Source organism: Providencia sp. PROV197 (genome assembly GCF_028479625.1).
In the GTDB taxonomy this organism is placed as follows: domain Bacteria; phylum Pseudomonadota; class Gammaproteobacteria; order Enterobacterales; family Enterobacteriaceae; genus Providencia; species Providencia vermicola.
Genome location: NZ_JAMPNZ010000023.1, coordinates 23635 through 41026, shown reverse-complemented (window position 1 = coordinate 41026; position 17392 = coordinate 23635). Strand labels below are relative to the sequence as shown.

Here is a 17392-nt window from a genome sequence, read left to right as displayed (position 1 = left end):
TATACTGATGTATGCTCCCCAAGATATCCTCTCTGGTCGCCTACCCACAATGCGAACTATTTAGAGCATGGCTCGTTAAATTTTGCATTGTGGTAAGTGGAGAATTCGGCGATTTCACGACAGACTTTTTAGCGCTGTGTATGAGCGGAATTATTCACTTGGGCTATCTATTTTTAATATTTATTTTCTTCGTAATTATACCGTAAGTCATTGGTTAAGTAATCGACATTTGAATTAGGGTGTTTCATCACTATTTGACATAAGAAAAAAATCGATTCAATATTAGACAAAGACCTGCCTTTTCGTGATCTTGCGCACGAATATATTAACGCTATACCTAATTTTCTTGTCATACTCTAGGGATAATAGTTTCCCCCGTTATTATTTAAGGTTCGCATAAATAATGAAAAAAAGAACAATAGTACTGATTTTGCTGATGCTTATCTTAATTGCAGCAGCGGCGTTGTTTCATTCCCATAATCAATATTTATTGTTACAGGGAGAAGTGGATGCACCTGAAGTGATTGTGACTTCAAAAGCCAAAGGACGTGTGATGGAACGGCATGTAGAGCGTGGCGATGATGTTAAACAGGGACAATTATTGTTAACCCTTGAAAGCCCTGAACTGCAAGCACAGTATGAAGCTGCCAAAGCAGCAAGAGACCAAGCCAAAGCACAACTTGACCAATCTCTAAATGGGACACGAGCGGAAACTATTCGCGACTTACAAGCATCGTTAGCGCAAGCCAATTCGCAATACCAAAATGCATCCCGGGAATATGCGCGTTTAAGTAATTTAAAAAGCAAAGGCTATGTTTCAGCAAATGAGCTGGATAATGCACGTAAAGCCAAAGAGGTTGCTTTCTCACAAGTCCAAGGGGCAAAAGCCCGTTTAGATGAAGGGCAACATGGGGACCGTATTGAGCAGCGTCACCAATATGAGGCGGCTTTACAGCAAGCAGAGCAAAAACTGGCTGAGATCCAAGTACAAATTGATGATTTACAGGTCAAAGCCCCTGTCGATGGTGAAGTTGGCCCCATTCCTGCCGAAATTGGTGAGTTATTCAATGCGGGGAGCCCGCTGGTATCACTGATCCGCCTACCGCAAGCATATTTTATTTATAATCTGCGCGAAGATATTTTAGTGGGTGTGAAAAAAGGCGATAAAGTTCAGCTCGATATCCCCGCTTTAGGTAATAAAATGGTTGAGGCAGAAATTCGTTATATTGCACCAAAAGGGGACTATGCGACGAAACGAGCGACGCGTGCAACAGGGGATTTTGACTTAAAAACCTTTGAAATTCGTTTATATCCTGTTGAGCCAATCGATGGGTTAAGACCTGGTATGAGTGTGTTATGGCACTGGGATAAGTAAAGGTGTTGCCATGAAATTAAAGTTCGCTTGGCACGGCTTTGAACATGCTTTTAGCCGCGAAACACAAATGGCTATCCGTAGCCCTGTTTTTCATTGGTTGAGCTGGTTGTTCCCGCTGATGTTGTTTACGTTAGTTAGCGCTAACTTTTCTGAGGGAACTTTGATGGATCTGCCTGTTTCGGTGGTGGATGATAACCATAGCCCAGTGTCTCGGCAAATTATTCGCGATCTGAATGCGGGACCTCATGCAGATGTAAAAACGGTGGACGATAACCTCAGTACCTCCATTAAAAGGCTGGGGAGCTCAAAAGACTACGCATTATTGTATATTCCCCATAATTTCGAAGAGGATGTTCTTCGCGGGCGTCAGCCTGAATTACGGATGTATTACAATGCATTATTTTACGCGTCAGGGAGTTACGCTATTCAGGACTTTAGTGGGCTGGTGGCAGAACTCAATGCGAAATACCGTCAAGAAATGGCAAAGTCGATGGGAAAAGCCTTGCCGCCGTTAGCGCAAGTGACACTTTCCTATGACAGCTTGTTCAATCCAAGTGGCAGTTATATTTATTATCAACAGTTTGCCGCGACAATCCATATGCTCCAACTGTTTGTAGTAACGGCGACAATTTACACGATGTCGCGCGGTACGACTTTGCAGAGTGTCAAGCCTTTTGCCACTGCTTTGTTAGGTAAAATGGCACCTTATACGTTATTTTTCAGTACATTATTATCCATTGAACTGGCAGCATTAGTCACAATTTTTGACGCCAAAGTGATAGGGAACCCGCTGTATATGATTGTGGTTGGTTTCTTCTATGTGATAGCGGCGCAAAGTATCGGGTTGTTGCTCTTTAGCTTTACCTCGAGCGCCATCATGGCTTACAGCTTAATCGGGATGCTAGTGAGTATCGCATTAGCTTTCTCTGGGATGGCTGTGCCTGAATTAGCGATGATTTTGCCTGCGCAGATTATTTCGAATATCGAGCCGTTAACTCATACGCTTAATGCAATGTTTGATATTTTCTTACGAGAAATTTCGTTTGGTCGGATAGTCGAAGTCTGTTTGTTTTTACTGATTTACCCTGTTGTTACCGCTTTTTTAGTGCGTAAGCGTTTGGTGAAACGATTGGAAACCCAAGGAGGCGCTGCATAATGACTGTGTATTTTGCGACCTTCCGGAAAGTGTTACTTGGGATGCTAGAAAAACCTATGTGGCTGCTCCTTTTGGTGTCACTGTGTGTGATGAGTTTGGTGTATGCGAGACCCGTATTATGGGACTTACCTGTTGCGGTGATTGATATGGATCACAGCACGGCGAGCCGCGAATTGATCCGTGATTTAGATGCGACCCCTAAAGTGCAGTTGCACGGTTATGATAATCTTGCGCAAGCTCGCCAAGATATGATTGCTCGAAAATTATTTGCGATAATTATCATTCCAACAGATTTTCAACAACATTTATTAAGTGGTAAAAATATTACCGTGCCTGTGTATGGGGATGCAACAAACCGCTTGGCGAGTGGGCAAATTCAGCAGGAGCTTTCTAAGGCGTACCAAACATTGCTTAATGCCTATAACACGCAATTATTAACCAAAGCGGGTTATAGCCAAGAACAAGCCAAGGTCATTATTACCCCTGTGCGTAGTGAAACAGAGCCCTTGTATAACCCAGGTGTTAGCTTTGCGGCGATTGTTTTCCCAGGTTTGTTGGTTATGCTGTTACAACACTCCTTGTTGATTGCTTGCGTGCGAGTCAGTATTGCTGTTCGTTCTACACCTAAAGGAAAACCGCCGTTAGCTGTTTATTTAGGGGCATTATCGGCGTTGATCCCGATTTGGCTGTTTTTATCAACGGTATTTTTTGCCCTTTGGCCATGGGTATTGGGGTTCCGACAAGAAGCGCCACTGTATGTGATTTGGTTGTTTACTTTCCCATTCTTGTTAGCTGTGCTTGGCCTTGGCAAGTTGGTCACGGAATGCTTACGCAGTGTGGAAATGATTTACTTAACATTGGCGTTTATCACTACACCCGTGTTTTATATGTCAGGTACGATTTGGCCGTTACAAGCCATGCCCGATTGGGTGCGAATGATAGCCTCTGCACTGCCGTCTACATGGGCAACAAATGCCATGGCTGGCCTTAACCAAATGGGCTTACCGTTTAGTGATGTACTTATGGATATTGTGATGATGCTGACGCTAGGCGTGATTTATACCGTCATCGGGGTCTTTATTGGTATGCTGCGTGATGGGGAGTTACGTCATTTAACTCACTCGTTTAACCGCTGGCGTCGGCACCACCGCTAGGTTTCTACTCATTCGAAAATAAGCCTGCCATAATGTGAGGTTCGATGGTTTGAGACACCATTTGAGCCTCTTTACTTAATGTTTCCCAGTCATCGGGGGGATCCCCAGCTTTCAGCATGGTGGAAAAGACTTTGTAGGCATCATTCTTTGAGCCATAAGCACGTAATGTACTGAAGTCGTTCACCCAGCCAATGATGATAGTGTTATTCTTCTCACTATAACGGAAGAATAAGCGAAATTGCTGTAAGAATTTAGCTCGAAACCAATGTTTATGTTCTGTACCTAACGTGTTTCCTTGGTAAAACATCGGGTCGAGTGGGTTAACGGCTATACGCTCTTCAATGACCTTATTGATTGCAGCCAATAATTTGGTTGGTGCTTTCTTTTTATAGCCTGCTGGATCGGCAATTTTTAAGGATTGAACTGTGCTGACTAATGCCACTAGCTGCTCTAAAAAACAGGCGTGAAAAAAAATTTTCCATCCATTAATTTCTAACATTTCCCTGTTACCTCATCTTACTCGTCAGTCAGTGGCGCATCTAAATCAATATTTATATTAGCGGTCAGTTCATTGATCTTATTCCATAATGCTACAGGGGCAGGGTAGATATGTCGTGGGTTTTCTCTCATGTCTTTCTCAAGGAATGCCAAAAATTGAGAGACAATTGGGTCGTCTTGTGGCTCAGTTTGGCGAGACATAATGACATTACCATCCGCAAGTAGCGAATATTCAATGGTTTCACCGGGTTTTAATTGTAGAGCATCACGTATAGCGGCGGGGATCGTTGTTTGGCTGCGTTCGGTCAGGCGGGATTTGGCACGCAGCGATACCGTAGCTGGGTTTAAATCAATCATTTTATTTACCTCATCGCATTTCATTCTGCAAAGAGTGTAATGCAAATGCATTGTGCAATGCAAGTGCATTACTTTTTATGTGTGCGAATATGATTTAACTAAGACACCATAGACAAGCCCGCAATTTGTCGCCAATAGCCGTTACAGCTCTGGTTTTCAATACGCAATGGCACCATGCCATCTTCATTTGCTTTAAACTGAGTAAGTATATCTAAGGACTCAACGCTTTCAGGGGAAATGCGCACAATATCCACCAAACCTTTCATCGATGCCAACTCATTCCCGAGGTTATAGCAGTCACCACTGAGTGTTTGGATACCATTTAAGGTAAACACTTGTTGTTGCTCTTGGGAAAGCACCTTGCGCCCTTGAGGGTAATTAATACAGCAGGTTTCACAATCATCTTTTTGTTTGTTTTCTGAACGTGCGGTAAAGCAGCGTGCAGAATAGGCAAGGGGAAGATGACCGTAGCTCATGACCTCCACCTCGAATTTATGACGAATACCGATTTCTTCACATTGATTGAGTAAGTTAATCAGCCAATCACGGGAGAGCTCAACAGGCATGCACCAACGGGTCATTCCTTGGCGCAGTAGAATATTCAGCGCTTGGGCGTTGTAGCAGTTGAGGCCATGCCCAGCCACAAATGGCAGTTTTCTATCCACTAACATGTTAATCACGCCAAAGTCGTGCGCTTCAAGTAAAAACTCGCCGTTATCGACTAATTTTGTTATTTCTTTTAGTTCTGAAGGTGCTTGCAGTAGAGCAAGGGAGCTCAATACAATCTGCTTGCCACTTTTAGCTAATTGCTGGGCAAGATCTATCCAATCATTGGGTTTCATTTCACGGCGCTTGCTACACACCATTTCACCGAGATAGATAATATCAGCTTCACTTTGCATAGCGAGTTGATAAAAGTCGTTTAATGTCTGTTTTGACCAGTAATAAAGCACTGATCCTAAAGAGTACTGCATGATAGTTTTACCTTTTAATTATTGCCATTTGCGATGATAAGCACCCAATGTGGTTTGACTTCCTTCAGAAAGCTTTCCTAGCGCTTTCATCCATTTAGGATCGGTGACAAAGTTATCGGGGTTGGCTTTATAACGGTCAATGGCTTGGCGCCAAATACGTGCCACTTCAGAAACATAAGCGGGGCTACGTTGGCGACCTTCAATTTTCACGGAGGCAATATTCGCCGCCATTAGCTCAGGTAATAATTCAATCGTATTCAAGCTGGTGGGCTCTTCGAGAACATGGTATTTCTGCTCATCCACCAAATAGCGCCCTTTACACAAAGTGGGGTAACCTGCGTTTTCATCGGCTTTATAGCGGTCGATAAGTACATTATTTAGGCGTGATTCCATGCCATCAGCCGTTTGTTGCCAACGCACAAAGCGGGCAGGGGAACAGGCTCCAACGGTATTTGGGGATTCTCCCGTTAGATAAGAGGATAAATAACAGCGCCCTTCAGCCATAATACACAGGCTGCCAAATGCAAACACTTCGAGGGGAACAGGGCTATTTTTTGCCAGCTGTTTAACTTGATGAATCGAGAGTACGCGAGGCAGTACCACACGGTGAACATCAAAGTTGCGTTGGTAAAAGCGGATCGCTTCGGTGTTGGTTGCAGAGGCTTGAACAGAAACATGTCTTTCAATGTGCGGATATTTAGTGGCGGCGTACTCTAGCATCGCGATATCGGCGATAATCAGGGCATCAGCGCCAAGGTCAGCGGCAAGATCTACCGAATCTTGCCACCTTTGGTAGCCATCTGGGTGAGCAAATGTATTGATGGCGATATGTAGTTTGCGATTGCGGCTGTGAATATAACGTTCTGCTTCATGCAGTTTTTTTTGCGTAAAATTTAAACCTGCAAAATGGCGTGCGTTAGTATCATTTTTTAGCCCGATATACACCGCATCAGCCCCATTATCCACGGCGGCTTTTAAAGCAGGTAAGTTTCCTGCTGGGCAGAGTAATTCCATTGACCTATCCCTGTATAAATTTTGATAGCCGCTATTTTAGTCAAGGGAACTGTTATAGATTTTGATTTAGAGCAGAGAAATTGTTAATGGATGTTTGTATTCGTTAAGCAAATAGCAAAACAGGTAGATAAAAAATAAATATTGGCGAGATGGGCAAAAATTGATATAGGATCAGACTCATGACCCTATTTTTTGGCAAGATACTTATCATAACCCAAATAACGCATCAATAATATCAATGAATGTGATTATTGATTGTTAGAATTTTTTTAAATTGTGTGTATAGACAACATGTTACCCTAATTACTTCGAGCTGCTACTCTGATTAGGTAGTTACACGAAAACGGGCAGACAATGAATACGGGAGTCAGTATTGTGTTAGGTAAAATTCGTTCTCAACTCATCACAAAAGGCCCTTCACTTTTGAAATTGCCTTTAAAAGTGACCCCATTTGCTGTGCAGCGTCAGGTACTTGAACAACTGTTAAGTTGGCAGTTTCGTGAGTCAGTAAAAGAAGGGGAGCTTGATTTTCTAGAAGATAAATGGCTCAAAGTCGAGATCTACGATTTAGCGTTGGTGTGGTTTATCAGCTTGCAAGACGGCCAGCTTGTGGTTAAGAAACATGCAGAAGAAGATGTCAGCGTCAGCGGTAATGCCAATGATTTAGTACTGATCGCGGCTCGCAAAGAAGACCCAGATACATTGTTTTTTCAACGCCGTTTGGTAATTGAAGGGGATACCGAGTTAGGGTTATACGTGAAAAACTTGATGGATGCTTTTGAGCTCGAAAATATGCCAGCGCCATTGCGGTTTGCATTATTGCAACTCGCTGGAGTGATAAAAACGGTACAAGACAACGAGGACGCAGAGCATAAAACGCCTGTGTTGACCTCATGCTAATTCGGGTTGAAATTCCTGTTGATGCCATGGGCATTGATAGATTGCTGCGTGAAACCTTCCCAACTGAAGCGGAAGCTAACCTTGTTCAGCATTTACGTGAAGATGGTTTGCTGACATTGGGGGTTGTTGCCACGAATGATAATGGCGAAGTGATAGGTTATGTTGGTTTCACGCCTGTTGACCTAAATGGTGAAGATGTACAGTGGGTAGGGTTGGCACCTTTAGCTGTTAATAAAGCTCATCAAGGGCAAGGCATTGCAGAGAAACTGGTTTATGAGGGGTTAGATAGCCTGAATGAATTTGGTTATGCTGCAGTCGTTGTGCTTGGCGATGAACGTTACTATTCACGCTTTGGATTTGTCCCTGCTTCTAAACATCATATTCGTTGCCAATGGCCAGAGCTACAAGCTCACTTTTTAATTTGTGGGTTAGAAAATGGTGGGATAGGCGAGCAGCAAGGTGATGTGGTCTATTCTTCACATTTTGATAATTTGACCTGAGTTAAATAAGCGGTCAAATCGCTGGGCTGGTCGATGACCAGCCTTTCTTTTGTCTTTTTACTCAGTTGCTTCACCTTATATTCCATTTGGGATGCGGCTGAACGCGAACCGATCAGACATGAAAATGCTAATGTTAATGGCATTTTCCCTCTCAATGCTTTTGCCCCCGTTCCTGCTTTGTGTTGCTCAAACCGGCGCTGCACATCCGTCGTGATCCCACAATAAAGTGCGTTATTTTTCTCTCGCACTAGGTAGATATACCAGCTATTTTGCTTTAACTCGCTTTTTTCTGAGGTGATATTTGTCATTTTGTGCTGCTTTTTTAGTTAAAAACAATGGGTTAAAGACGAATATATTCGTTAAGGGAGTTATTTATAACACATTAATATATAAATAAAAAAGGCAATAAAGTTGTTACAAAGCTGTAACCTCAACATAGGTTATCATTCAGTTTATTTGAATAACTATAGCAAAATATGCTAATTTTCATTCTAATTTAAAGCGCATAATATGATCCATATCACAGGGGGACAGTAAAAACCCCGATTAAAAATCAAGTTTACAAAAAGGAACATACGATGAAAAAATCAACATTATTTGCTGCTGCTTTAGCTTTGGGTGCTGCATCATTTGGTTCAATGGCGGCTGATGAAGTTCAACATTCTAGTCAACCAGCTGCGGGTTATGTCTCAGTTACTGGTGCAGTTAGCGTAAATGACCTGACAGCACAATTAGCCAAAAAAGCTGATGAAGCTGGTGCAACTTCTTTCCGTGTGATTTCTGCTGGCGGTGAAAACTCAATGAGTGGTACTGCAGCTATTTATAAATAATTTTATTCGTCATAATTCACGTTACAGCGTTGTTGGCTACGTTTACTCGCACTAGTCACATACTTATGTATGCTCCTAGCGTCTCGTTCACTTGCCGCCTAGCTGTACCACGAATTATTTAGAATAAATACTCGAATTTAGTTGGCGTATAGACCTAAAAATATTTAGGTTAATATTTCAGCTAGTTAGAGTATAGTAATAGCGAATTTTATGCCTACGTTCAGAACAGTTTAAGCAAGCTTAAGGGGAATCCCCCAAAAGCTTGTTCTGAACGGGTTTATATGGAAACCGCTATGACGCCTGAACAAACTTTAAAACACATCCAACGCTATATTGCCCGCCAACACGTTTTCTCTCTTTTTACTCATCATAACAATGATATTTGGCCTGCCAGTTGTTACTATGCATTTGATGCGAAAACGATGTGTCTGATTTTAATGACAGACCCGAATTCAAGGCATGGGCAATTGATGGTGGCTAACCCGCAAGTTGCTGGCACAATATCAGCGCAGACCAAAGCTGTTAATGCAATACAAGGTATTCAATTTACAGGTGAAATTAAAATATTAGAAGGTGAGGAAGAACGGCTTGCCCGCGGTTTTTACTGTCGTCGTTTCCCTGTGGCATTAGTAGCGAAACTGCCTGTTTGGCAGCTTCACTTGCAGAATATTAAAATGGTCGATAATAAATTAGGTTTTGGCACCAAGCTATATTGGGAACAGCAAATTTAACGTAGTTTGTGGATCACCTGATTTGAACTGCCGCGCCAAATTAAGCGCGGGTCATGTAAATCCTGCTCAAATTTACCGTCAATCACGGTATTAACTAAACTCACCACTTTTTGTTGTTCAAGCGTCAAATCACTTAATATGTATCCTGTCCATAACCAAATGTCTTTATCTGGGCAAACCGTTTTCACTCGCTTCACTAACTTGAGCACCGCTGGCAAATTAGCTGGGTGCAGAGGGTCTCCGCCAGAAAGGGAGAGCCCTTGTCGGCGGATGCGGGTATCTTGCAAATCTTGAATGATTTGGTCTTCCATTTCTTGAGTGAATGGCACACCTGAATCCACTCGCCACGTACTTTGATTGTAGCAACCGCGGCACTGGTGGACGCACCCCGCGACAAACAGTGTGCAGCGGGTACCAGGGCCATTAACCACATCAACAGGGTAATATTGGTGATAATTCATACCATTAACCTATTTGACCATTGCCTAAATGCTTGATACGGCGCTTTACTTCTTCTTGTTTACCTGCATTAAACGGGCGTGCATCTGGGCTACCTAAATAACCACATACACGGCGGATCACTGAAACGCGGTTGGTGTCATGGTTACCGCAAGCTGGGCAGGTAAACCCTTTGCTGGTACAAGAAAACTCGCCAGAAAAGCCACATTCATAACATTCATCTATCGGTGTGTTGGTGCCATAATAAGGAACGTGTTGATAGCTATAATCCCACACGTCTTCTAGCGCTCTGACATTATGTTGCAAGTTCGGGTATTCGCCGTAACAGATAAAACCGCCATTCGCGATTGCAGGGTACGGCGCTTCAAAGTCAATTTTGTCGTACGGATTGACTTGTTTTTCAACATCTAAATGGAAGCTATTGGTGTAGTAGCCTTTATCTGTGACGCCATTAATGACGCCGAATTCCGCGGTATCGATGCGGCAAAAACGGTCACACAAGTTTTCGCTCGGCGTGCTATATAAGCTGAAGCCGTAGCCTGTTTGTGCTTTCCACTCATCGGTTGCTTGGCGTAAGCGAGCGACAATAGCGACTGCTTTTTCACGTAACTTTTCGTTGTCATACACGTGGGTTTCTGAACCGAATAGTGCATTGATCGTTTCATGTAACCCAATGTAGCCTAAGGAAATTGATGCTCGACCATTTTTGAAAATCTCAGCAACATTGTCGTCTGCTTTTAATCTTACACCACACGCACCTTCCATATATAGGATAGGAGCAACGCGGGCTTTTACGGTTTCTAAGCGGGCAATGCGTGTCATTAAGGCTTTTTTCGCGATAGCGAGGCGCTCATCTAAGAGTGCCCAGAATGCATCTTCACTACCTTGTGCTTCAATAGCGATACGCGGTAAGTTCAGGCTAATGACACCTAAATTGTTGCGGCCATCATGAATTTGTTCGCCATTTTCTTCATAAATCCCTAAAAAGCTACGGCAACCCATTGGCGTTTTAAATGAGCCAGTGACATCAACAACACGATCATAATTGAGAATATCGGGGTACATGCGCTTGCTGGCACACTCTAATGCTAATTGCTTAATATCGTAATTTGGATCGCTAAGTTTGTGGTTTAGGCCATCTTTGATAGCGAAAACCAGTTTAGGGAACACGGCGGTTTTGCGGTTTTTACCTAGGCCCGCAATACGGTTTTTTAGAATAGATTGCTGAATTAAACGCGCTTCTTTTGACGTACCCAACCCAAAGCCAAATGTAACGAATGGCGTTTGGCCATTAGCAGTATGTAGCGTATTTACTTCATACTCTAAAGACTGGAATGCATCGTAGCATTCTTTATCGGTACGGCTTTGCGCGTAACCTTCTGCATCTGCAATTCCCCACTCTTGTGCGACTTCTAAGTGTTTTTGGTAACTGATCGCCACATAAGGGGCTAAAATTTCATCAATTCGATTGATGGTTGTACCGCCATAAATATGGCTAGCAACTTGAGCAATAATTTGTGCTGTTACCGCTGTTGCAGTTGAAATAGATTTAGGAGGCTCAATTTCTGCATTTCCCATCTTAAATCCATCAGTTAACATACCTTTTAGGTCAATAAGCATACAGTTAAACATGGGGAAAAATGGCGCATAATCGAGGTCATGGTAGTGAATTTCGCCTCTTTCATGAGCTAGAACGACATCGCGAGGTAAAATATGCTGTTTGGCGTAATGCTTTGCCACAATCCCTGCGAGTAAGTCTCGTTGAGTTGGGATCACTTTACTGTCTTTATTGGCATTTTCGTTGAGTAAGGAAACATTACTTTGTTCAATCAATCCGCGAATATCATGGGTTAGTTGACTGCGTTTTTCACGCTCACTGTCCCTATCATGGCGATATTCGATGTAGGCACGGGCTAAATCTTTGTATGGCCCTGCCATCAGTTGGTTTTCGACAGCGTCTTGGATCTCCCCAATATCCACTTGGCTACGGTTGCAAAGTTGCTCAGTGACGATAGAGGCAACTTGAAGACAATAATCGTCATCCTTAACATCCACCGCAGCGGCAGCGCGCTTTACGGCTTCTTGAATCCTCGGAAGGTCAAAATTGACCTGACAACCATCTCTTTTAATGACAACCGTTCCCACTGTCTCTCTCCTTTTTAAGTTATCCACAGTGATAACGGCGTTATCCGTTATCTTCCTACTGAGCGTTTTTCTGTGGATAAAATGTGAATAAATACTACATATTGTGTCTATGTTGGTAATTAAAGCACAATATATAGGTTATTGCTTTTTTTTAGCTGACATTAGTTTGATCCAAAACAAAGAAAATAATTAAGTACCTGAATATCCAAAGCGGCGCTGAAAATAAATAATTTTGTGGGTAATAAAAAAGTTTCACTTAAGTTTCGATGCGGTTAATGGATGTGACGCAGTATTTGAGAAAGGCAATAAGCAGGAATAAGGGGATTGGGGAGAACAACACCCCACAGATATCATGGGGTGTCTATATTGAATTAAGCGTTATTTGCGAACGGCAATGGCTTCAATTTCAATTTTCACGTCTTTTGGCAGACGAGCAACTTCAACACAAGAACGTGCTGGGAATGGTGCGTTGTGTTGTTTGAAGAATTCTTCATAGGTTGCATTGACTGTTGCAAAGTCATTTAAGTCTTTAACGAATACAGTGGTTTTAACGATATCTGCTGCGGTTAAGCCTGCTTTTTCTAAGATTGCTTTGACGTTAGCCAGTGATTGGCGAGTCTGTGCAGCGATATCTTCAGGCACTTCCCCTGTTTTTGGATCAACAGGGATTTGGCCTGAAGTGATAACCATGCTACCCAAATCAACGCCTTGAACGTATGGGCCAATGGCTGCGGGTGCGTTTTCTGTATTGATTTCGTATGACATAATTACTCCGTTTCATCACGTAAGAGAAGCGACTCACCTAATATAACCTAGGCTGAGCCACATTTTTATGGCTATTAGGCGCTATTAAAACACGGATTGCGCCCAGACAACACCGAAGTCTACGCTGAAATAACCTATTGATTATTGATCACGGCGTCTCTATCGAACTCTTTTTCACAGAAACGGCAAGTCAGAGCGACTTCTTTGCCCACTTTTTTCACGCGGAAACTGCTTGAAACGGGTTCATTGTGGCTAATGCAGTTGCTATTTGGGCATACCAGTACGTTATCAATATGCTCTGGCAACGTTAATTCTAATTTTTCAACAACTTGGTAATCTTCAATACGGTTTACGGTCGCTTCAGGCGCGTACATCGCCAGTTGGTTGGCTTGTTCAGGGGTTAAAAAGGTATTCTCAATTTTGATAATATCTTTTTTACCCAGATTACTAGAGGGTAAATTTAGCCCAATAGTTATGCGCTCATCTGTTTTGGTCAATTTAAATAATTTCAGTAGCTTAAAACCAATTTGAGCAGGAATATGGTCGATAACCGTACCGTGGCTAATGGCTTCAACTTGTAGTTTATGGTCGTGTGTCATGGTGTTGTCCTCCTCAGATAGCCAATTCTTTATTTAAAACCAGTGATAGCAACGCTTGGCGTGCATAGATGCCGTTACCTGCTTGCTGGAAGTAATACGCATAAGGGGTGCTATCAACATCGACTGTGATTTCATCGATACGTGGTAGTGGGTGCAAGACTTTTAGATTCGATTTTGCCGAGTGCAGGTCTTCAGCACGCAAGATAAATTGCGCTTTTACATTGGCATATTCAGATGGGTCGAGGCGCTCTTTTTGGACGCGAGTCATATACAGAATATCTAACTCTGGCATGACTTCATCAATGTTATTGTGCAGGCTGTAAGTCGCCCCTTTTTCTTCCAAAATATGCAAGATATGGTTTGGCATGGATAGTGCTTCTGGTGCGATAAAGTAGAAGTGATTGCCTTCAAACTTAGATAAAGCCTGCGTCAGTGAGTGTACTGTTCTGCCATATTTTAGGTCACCGACCATTGCCACTTGTAAGTTTTCTAAGCGGCCTTGTGTTTCTTGGATAGTAAATAAATCCAGTAGCGTTTGTGTGGGGTGCTGGTTAGAACCATCGCCCGCATTGATAACAGGGATTTTGCCAGCAAACTGGCTAGCTAAACGTGCCGCACCTTCTTGAGGATGACGCATCACGATTGCATCAACATATTGGCTGATAACCGAAATCGTATCCGCTAACGTTTCGCCTTTTTTCCCCAACGATGTATTTGTGCTATCAGAGAACCCTACGACTGAAGCACCTAAGCGGTGGATCGCCGTTTCAAATGATAAACGGGTCCTCGTTGATGCTTCAAAGAAACAACTCGCAACGACTTTATGTTTTAGAAATTCAGGTTGTGGCTGTTTTTTTAATGACGCAGCCACGTTGAGCACAAGCTCAAGGTCTGAGCGGTCTAAATCGTTAATCGAAATAATATCGCGAAGATATAAAGGATTCGGCATGGTTGTTCTCCTTTGTCAGCAAGACATGTTAGGTCTATAGGCCAAAAAAAAGCCCCTCAATGAGGGGCTTTTTTATGAATACGGAGGGGAAAAACAGGCTGTCCAGACCGCTCGAAGGCAGTGCGTTGGAGGTGTTCTGTGTAAAAAATACAACAGCAGCGTTCATGGTTTCTCCCGACAAATTGTGGCGCATTATACGCATGTCTCTCGCTGACGCAAGCGTTTGCATAAAGAAAAATAAATTTTTTTATTTTTTGTTTTTAGATTGAAAATTAAGCAAGCAGATAAAAAATTAAAAATCAGCAAGATGGAAAAATTTCCGCCGTCGTTATAGTCGGGGAATTATTTATGGGTAATCTATCGCCAAATTTCCTGCGAGGTTAAACGAGTGTTCGCCATAATCTCCAACAGTATTTGGAGCGATTCTCACGAGTGCTGCATCGAGATAATAAATTTTTTGGTTTTGAGTCATCGTAATAGCAACGCTTTTATTTGGTAGGATTGCCTCTCCCTGCCAACTCAGTTTGACGGCGTGCGCTTTACTCGAAGTCTGGAATAGCTGACTAGAATGGACACTTGCAGGGGCTGTAAATGATAACTGCGCACTCACTGTTGTTCTGCAGTCAATCGAAAGCGGAATTTTGTGTGTTCCAGTTTCTTGCCCCATTTTTTTAGAGGAAATAGGCCCATGAGTAAAATTTGAAAAAGAAGAGTTATCGGTAATTTGACACAATAATGGGGCATTTGAAAATGTTCCATTAATACGGATAGGCATATTTTGTGTTGCAGATAAAGAGTAAGGTGTAATACCGAATAATAATATAGATGGAATAAATATTTTTAATTTAATGGCATGCATTATAAATATCTCAAATAAAATAAGCGTTATTACTCATTTATTAGTATCAAACATTTTGAACTGAGTGATAATGTTACTCAGTTCAAAATGTAGAGATGATATATTACTGGTAAGTAATAGCTAAATTACCGATGATATCAAAAGTATGGTTACCAAAATCATTTGGACTGTTGGCGGATAAGCGTTTCATACTTGTCTGGAAAGTAATATGGTTAGTACCTTGACTAATTTTAATATCATTAGACTGACCAGGTTTTACTTCAGTGCTGTTGTATTTTAATTTAACACCAAAAGCATCACTCGATGTTTTAAATACATCAGGTGCATTTGGTGCATTATTGGCACTGAACGTTAACTTTGCGTTGGCAGGAAATTCGCAGGTAAAGTTTAAATATCCTGAGCTTCTGTAGGATGTTTCATCACCCACTTTTTCTAGCGTGTTAATCGCGCCGAAAGCCGTGGTACTTTCAAGCTTAGCATCAGTACAAGGTTGGGTAACATTAGAGAATGTGCCTTTAATATTAATTGGCATATTTTGAACAGCGGATAGAGCAGGTAAAGAGACACAGACAAGCAATGCTAAACCACTTTTTTTTAGCAAGTTCATGAAAAAATTCCTTTTAATTAATATTAAGATTAAATATTTTAGTCAATATATTATTTTTATTGAAGAGAGATAGTGAAAATAAAGATATAATTTTTGGTTTAATGAGCAATACAAGGTTAAATTCTTTTTTTAAACTGTAGTAGATTAGTTGGTTTAAATTTCTAGCATAAGTACTTAATGATATTTTTTTAATTTAATAATTTAATTTTAAATTTCACGTTTAATTACGTAAGTATTATTTTATCTTTTATGGTTAATTTTCATGGGTTATTTAAAATAAGTTAAATGTGTTAAGTTATTTAAACTGAAAACGATATTAAAATAAAATGCAAAAACCTTATAGTTTTTTTAGGGGGGATTTTTGACCCAATGCGGTTGTTGTTATCCCCTCAACCCAATAGCTGGCGTTGAGGGGGGGAAGTTTAGAAAATATTATTAGGTAACTCAGGTGCTAATGTTGCTACCATCACGGCCTTAATCGTGTGTAAACGGTTTTCTGCTTGGTCGAAAACAATGCTATAAGGGGATTCAAACACGTCCTCGGTGACTTCTAAACCGCCGTACATATTGAATTCTTTCGCCAATTGCGCGCCGAGTTTGGTGTCTTCATTGTGAAATGCAGGTAAGCAATGTAGGAATTTGACATTCGGGTTACCTGTTAACTTAATTACATCCATATTGACCTGATACGGTTTTAACAGGTTAATTCTTTGCGCCCAAACTTCCTTGGCTTCACCCATCGACACCCACACATCCGTGTAAATAAAGTCTGCACCTTTAACCCCTTCGGCAACATCTTCCGTGAGCGTGATTTTTGCCCCTGTGGTTTTGGCAACGTCTAGGCAAGTATCAATCAACGCTTGCTCAGGCCAGCAGCTTTTAGGCGCCACTAAACGTAAATCTAACCCCGTCAGTGCGGCAGCTTCTAACATAGAGTTACCCATGTTATTGCGTGCATCGCCTAAGTATGCAAATTTGATTTCAGAAAATGGGGTGTTTGGTCGGTGTTCTTGTACGGTAAGTAGGTCGGCTAATAACTGTGTGGGATGGAATTCGTTAGTTAGTCCATTCCATACAGGCACTCCCGAGTGTGCGGCTAGTACGTCAACGGTGCTTTGTGTGAAGCCCCGATATTGGATACCGTCATACATCCTACCGAGGACTCTTGCAGTATCTTTCATGGTTTCTTTGTGGCCAATTTGGCTGCCTGAAGGCCCTAAATAGGTGACTCTAGCACCTTGATCAAAGGCACCGACTTCGAAAGCACAACGGGTACGAGTGGAGTCTTTTTCAAAGATCAGAGCAAAATTTTTCCCCGCAAGCAGAGGTTGCTCTGTACCTGCTTTTTTTTCTGATTTTAACCATGCTGAAAGCTTTAACAGTGAATGAATTTCGTTAGAGGTGAAATCTAATAATCTTAGAAAATGCTTACTATAGAGGGGATTCATAAAATGCAGCCTTTTTTGATTGAATTAATATTCAATTTATATTCATAAAAATTCAAAATCAACCCCCAATGA

At 41.9% G+C, this 17392-nt stretch carries 20 protein-coding genes; 7 read left to right on the top strand and 13 right to left on the bottom strand.

Annotation, left to right across the window (positions count from 1 at the left end; all coding sequences use genetic code 11):
- Positions 1-403 precede the first annotated feature (403 nt).
- The 3 genes from PR808_RS14205 to PR808_RS14195 are packed head-to-tail and all read left to right on the top strand — an operon-like array spanning position 404 to position 3685.
- Positions 404-1375, top strand: a complete 972-nt coding sequence (locus PR808_RS14205; protein WP_206083242.1) for an HlyD family secretion protein — start codon at positions 404-406, stop codon at positions 1373-1375.
- A gap of 10 nt (positions 1376-1385) precedes the next feature.
- The gene (locus tag PR808_RS14200) at positions 1386-2531 is read left to right on the top strand and encodes an ABC transporter permease (RefSeq protein ID WP_206083244.1); all 1146 of its coding nucleotides are present in this window, start codon (positions 1386-1388) and stop codon (positions 2529-2531) included.
- On the top strand, positions 2531-3685 hold the full coding sequence (locus tag PR808_RS14195) for an ABC transporter permease (RefSeq protein WP_272539531.1): 1155 nt from the start codon (positions 2531-2533) through the stop codon (positions 3683-3685). The genes PR808_RS14200 and PR808_RS14195 overlap by 1 nt, the downstream gene beginning before the upstream one ends.
- A gap of 4 nt (positions 3686-3689) precedes the next feature.
- Here PR808_RS14195 and PR808_RS14190 read toward each other — a convergent pair whose 3' ends face one another.
- The 4 genes from PR808_RS14190 to ubiU all read right to left on the bottom strand — a co-directional run bounded on the left by PR808_RS14190 (position 3690) and on the right by ubiU (position 6528).
- A complete protein-coding gene (locus PR808_RS14190) occupies positions 3690-4184 on the bottom strand; it encodes a type II toxin-antitoxin system YhaV family toxin (RefSeq protein WP_272539530.1) in 495 nt (164 codons plus the stop codon).
- Between the two features lie 17 nt (positions 4185-4201).
- The gene (locus PR808_RS14185; protein ID WP_272539529.1) at positions 4202-4540 is read right to left on the bottom strand and encodes a type II toxin-antitoxin system PrlF family antitoxin; all 339 of its coding nucleotides are present in this window, start codon (positions 4538-4540) and stop codon (positions 4202-4204) included.
- Positions 4541-4638: 98 nt separating this feature from the next.
- A complete protein-coding gene (locus PR808_RS14180; protein WP_272539528.1) occupies positions 4639-5514 on the bottom strand; it encodes a U32 family peptidase in 876 nt (291 codons plus the stop codon).
- 18 nt (positions 5515-5532) lie between these two features.
- Positions 5533-6528 carry a ubiquinone anaerobic biosynthesis protein UbiU gene (gene ubiU / locus PR808_RS14175; protein WP_206083254.1) on the bottom strand — a complete coding sequence of 332 codons (996 nt, stop codon included), beginning with the start codon at positions 6526-6528 and terminating at the stop codon, positions 5533-5535.
- Between the two features lie 375 nt (positions 6529-6903).
- On the opposite strand from ubiU, the gene ubiT reads away from it, so the two are divergent.
- Both ubiT and PR808_RS14165 read left to right on the top strand, forming a co-directional pair.
- A complete protein-coding gene (ubiT, locus tag PR808_RS14170; protein WP_206083782.1) occupies positions 6904-7428 on the top strand; it encodes a ubiquinone anaerobic biosynthesis accessory factor UbiT in 525 nt (174 codons plus the stop codon).
- Positions 7422-7928: a GNAT family N-acetyltransferase gene (locus PR808_RS14165; RefSeq protein ID WP_206083256.1), complete on the top strand. Its 507-nt coding sequence runs from the start codon at positions 7422-7424 to the stop codon at positions 7926-7928. The genes ubiT and PR808_RS14165 overlap by 7 nt, the downstream gene beginning before the upstream one ends.
- Here the strand turns inward: PR808_RS14165 and PR808_RS14160 are convergent.
- Positions 7898-8236: a GIY-YIG nuclease family protein gene (locus PR808_RS14160; RefSeq protein ID WP_206083258.1), complete on the bottom strand. Its 339-nt coding sequence runs from the start codon at positions 8234-8236 to the stop codon at positions 7898-7900. The genes PR808_RS14165 and PR808_RS14160 overlap by 31 nt on opposite strands.
- Positions 8237-8506: 270 nt before the next feature.
- On the opposite strand from PR808_RS14160, the gene PR808_RS14155 reads away from it, so the two are divergent.
- Both PR808_RS14155 and PR808_RS14150 read left to right on the top strand, forming a co-directional pair.
- Positions 8507-8758, top strand: a complete 252-nt coding sequence (locus PR808_RS14155; RefSeq protein WP_272539527.1) for a DUF1471 domain-containing protein — start codon at positions 8507-8509, stop codon at positions 8756-8758.
- 293 nt (positions 8759-9051) lie between these two features.
- The gene (locus PR808_RS14150; RefSeq protein ID WP_272539526.1) at positions 9052-9489 is read left to right on the top strand and encodes a YhbP family protein; all 438 of its coding nucleotides are present in this window, start codon (positions 9052-9054) and stop codon (positions 9487-9489) included.
- Here PR808_RS14150 and nrdG read toward each other — a convergent pair.
- The 8 genes from nrdG to argF form a co-directional block, all read right to left on the bottom strand.
- The gene (gene nrdG, locus PR808_RS14145; RefSeq protein WP_272539525.1) at positions 9486-9950 is read right to left on the bottom strand and encodes an anaerobic ribonucleoside-triphosphate reductase-activating protein; all 465 of its coding nucleotides are present in this window, start codon (positions 9948-9950) and stop codon (positions 9486-9488) included. The two genes, PR808_RS14150 and nrdG, sit on opposite strands and share 4 nt — an antisense overlap.
- 4 nt (positions 9951-9954) lie before the next feature.
- The gene (gene nrdD / locus PR808_RS14140; protein ID WP_206083261.1) at positions 9955-12093 is read right to left on the bottom strand and encodes an anaerobic ribonucleoside-triphosphate reductase; all 2139 of its coding nucleotides are present in this window, start codon (positions 12091-12093) and stop codon (positions 9955-9957) included.
- A gap of 378 nt (positions 12094-12471) precedes the next feature.
- Complete coding sequence (ridA, locus tag PR808_RS14135; protein ID WP_206083262.1) at positions 12472-12858, bottom strand: RidA family protein; 387 nt, start codon at positions 12856-12858, stop codon at positions 12472-12474.
- A gap of 134 nt (positions 12859-12992) precedes the next feature.
- On the bottom strand, positions 12993-13457 hold the full coding sequence (gene pyrI, locus PR808_RS14130; protein WP_206083263.1) for an aspartate carbamoyltransferase regulatory subunit: 465 nt from the start codon (positions 13455-13457) through the stop codon (positions 12993-12995).
- A 13-nt stretch (positions 13458-13470) separates the two neighbouring features.
- Positions 13471-14406 (bottom strand): aspartate carbamoyltransferase, encoded by a 936-nt coding sequence (gene pyrB / locus PR808_RS14125; protein WP_206083264.1) that lies wholly within the window; start codon positions 14404-14406, stop codon positions 13471-13473.
- Positions 14407-14752: 346 nt separating this feature from the next.
- Positions 14753-15265, bottom strand: coding sequence for a hypothetical protein (locus tag PR808_RS14120; RefSeq protein WP_206083268.1), 513 nt, complete (start codon positions 15263-15265; stop codon positions 14753-14755).
- 103 nt (positions 15266-15368) lie between these two features.
- Entirely contained in the window at positions 15369-15872 is a 504-nt protein-coding gene (locus PR808_RS14115; protein WP_206083270.1) for a fimbrial protein, read from the bottom strand.
- A 422-nt stretch (positions 15873-16294) separates the two neighbouring features.
- Positions 16295-17320 carry an ornithine carbamoyltransferase gene (gene argF, locus PR808_RS14110; RefSeq protein ID WP_272539524.1) on the bottom strand — a complete coding sequence of 342 codons (1026 nt, stop codon included), beginning with the start codon at positions 17318-17320 and terminating at the stop codon, positions 16295-16297.
- Positions 17321-17392 lie beyond the last annotated feature (72 nt).

Excerpts from the sequence above, each read along its gene's own strand:
- PR808_RS14185 (WP_272539529.1), bottom strand. The coding sequence starts at position 4,540 with ATGATTGATTTAAACCCAGCTACGGTATCGCTGCGTGCCAAATCCCGC.
- nrdG (WP_272539525.1), bottom strand. The coding sequence starts at position 9,950 with ATGAATTATCACCAATATTACCCTGTTGATGTGGTTAATGGCCCTGGT.
- PR808_RS14180 (WP_272539528.1), bottom strand. The coding sequence starts at position 5,514 with ATGCAGTACTCTTTAGGATCAGTGCTTTATTACTGGTCAAAACAGACA.
- PR808_RS14150 (WP_272539526.1), top strand. The coding sequence starts at position 9,052 with ATGACGCCTGAACAAACTTTAAAACACATCCAACGCTATATTGCCCGC.
- ridA (WP_206083262.1), bottom strand. The coding sequence starts at position 12,858 with ATGTCATACGAAATCAATACAGAAAACGCACCCGCAGCCATTGGCCCA.
- PR808_RS14120 (WP_206083268.1), bottom strand. The coding sequence starts at position 15,265 with ATGCATGCCATTAAATTAAAAATATTTATTCCATCTATATTATTATTC.
- pyrB (WP_206083264.1), bottom strand. The coding sequence starts at position 14,406 with ATGCCGAATCCTTTATATCTTCGCGATATTATTTCGATTAACGATTTA.
- ubiU (WP_206083254.1), bottom strand. The coding sequence starts at position 6,528 with ATGGAATTACTCTGCCCAGCAGGAAACTTACCTGCTTTAAAAGCCGCC.
- PR808_RS14165 (WP_206083256.1), top strand. The coding sequence starts at position 7,422 with ATGCTAATTCGGGTTGAAATTCCTGTTGATGCCATGGGCATTGATAGA.
- pyrI (WP_206083263.1), bottom strand. The coding sequence starts at position 13,457 with ATGACACACGACCATAAACTACAAGTTGAAGCCATTAGCCACGGTACG.
- PR808_RS14190 (WP_272539530.1), bottom strand. The coding sequence starts at position 4,184 with ATGTTAGAAATTAATGGATGGAAAATTTTTTTTCACGCCTGTTTTTTA.
- PR808_RS14155 (WP_272539527.1), top strand. The coding sequence starts at position 8,507 with ATGAAAAAATCAACATTATTTGCTGCTGCTTTAGCTTTGGGTGCTGCA.
- argF (WP_272539524.1), bottom strand. The coding sequence starts at position 17,320 with ATGAATCCCCTCTATAGTAAGCATTTTCTAAGATTATTAGATTTCACC.
- PR808_RS14195 (WP_272539531.1), top strand. The coding sequence starts at position 2,531 with ATGACTGTGTATTTTGCGACCTTCCGGAAAGTGTTACTTGGGATGCTA.
- PR808_RS14115 (WP_206083270.1), bottom strand. The coding sequence starts at position 15,872 with ATGAACTTGCTAAAAAAAAGTGGTTTAGCATTGCTTGTCTGTGTCTCT.
- PR808_RS14205 (WP_206083242.1), top strand. The coding sequence starts at position 404 with ATGAAAAAAAGAACAATAGTACTGATTTTGCTGATGCTTATCTTAATT.
- PR808_RS14160 (WP_206083258.1), bottom strand. The coding sequence starts at position 8,236 with ATGACAAATATCACCTCAGAAAAAAGCGAGTTAAAGCAAAATAGCTGG.
- PR808_RS14200 (WP_206083244.1), top strand. The coding sequence starts at position 1,386 with ATGAAATTAAAGTTCGCTTGGCACGGCTTTGAACATGCTTTTAGCCGC.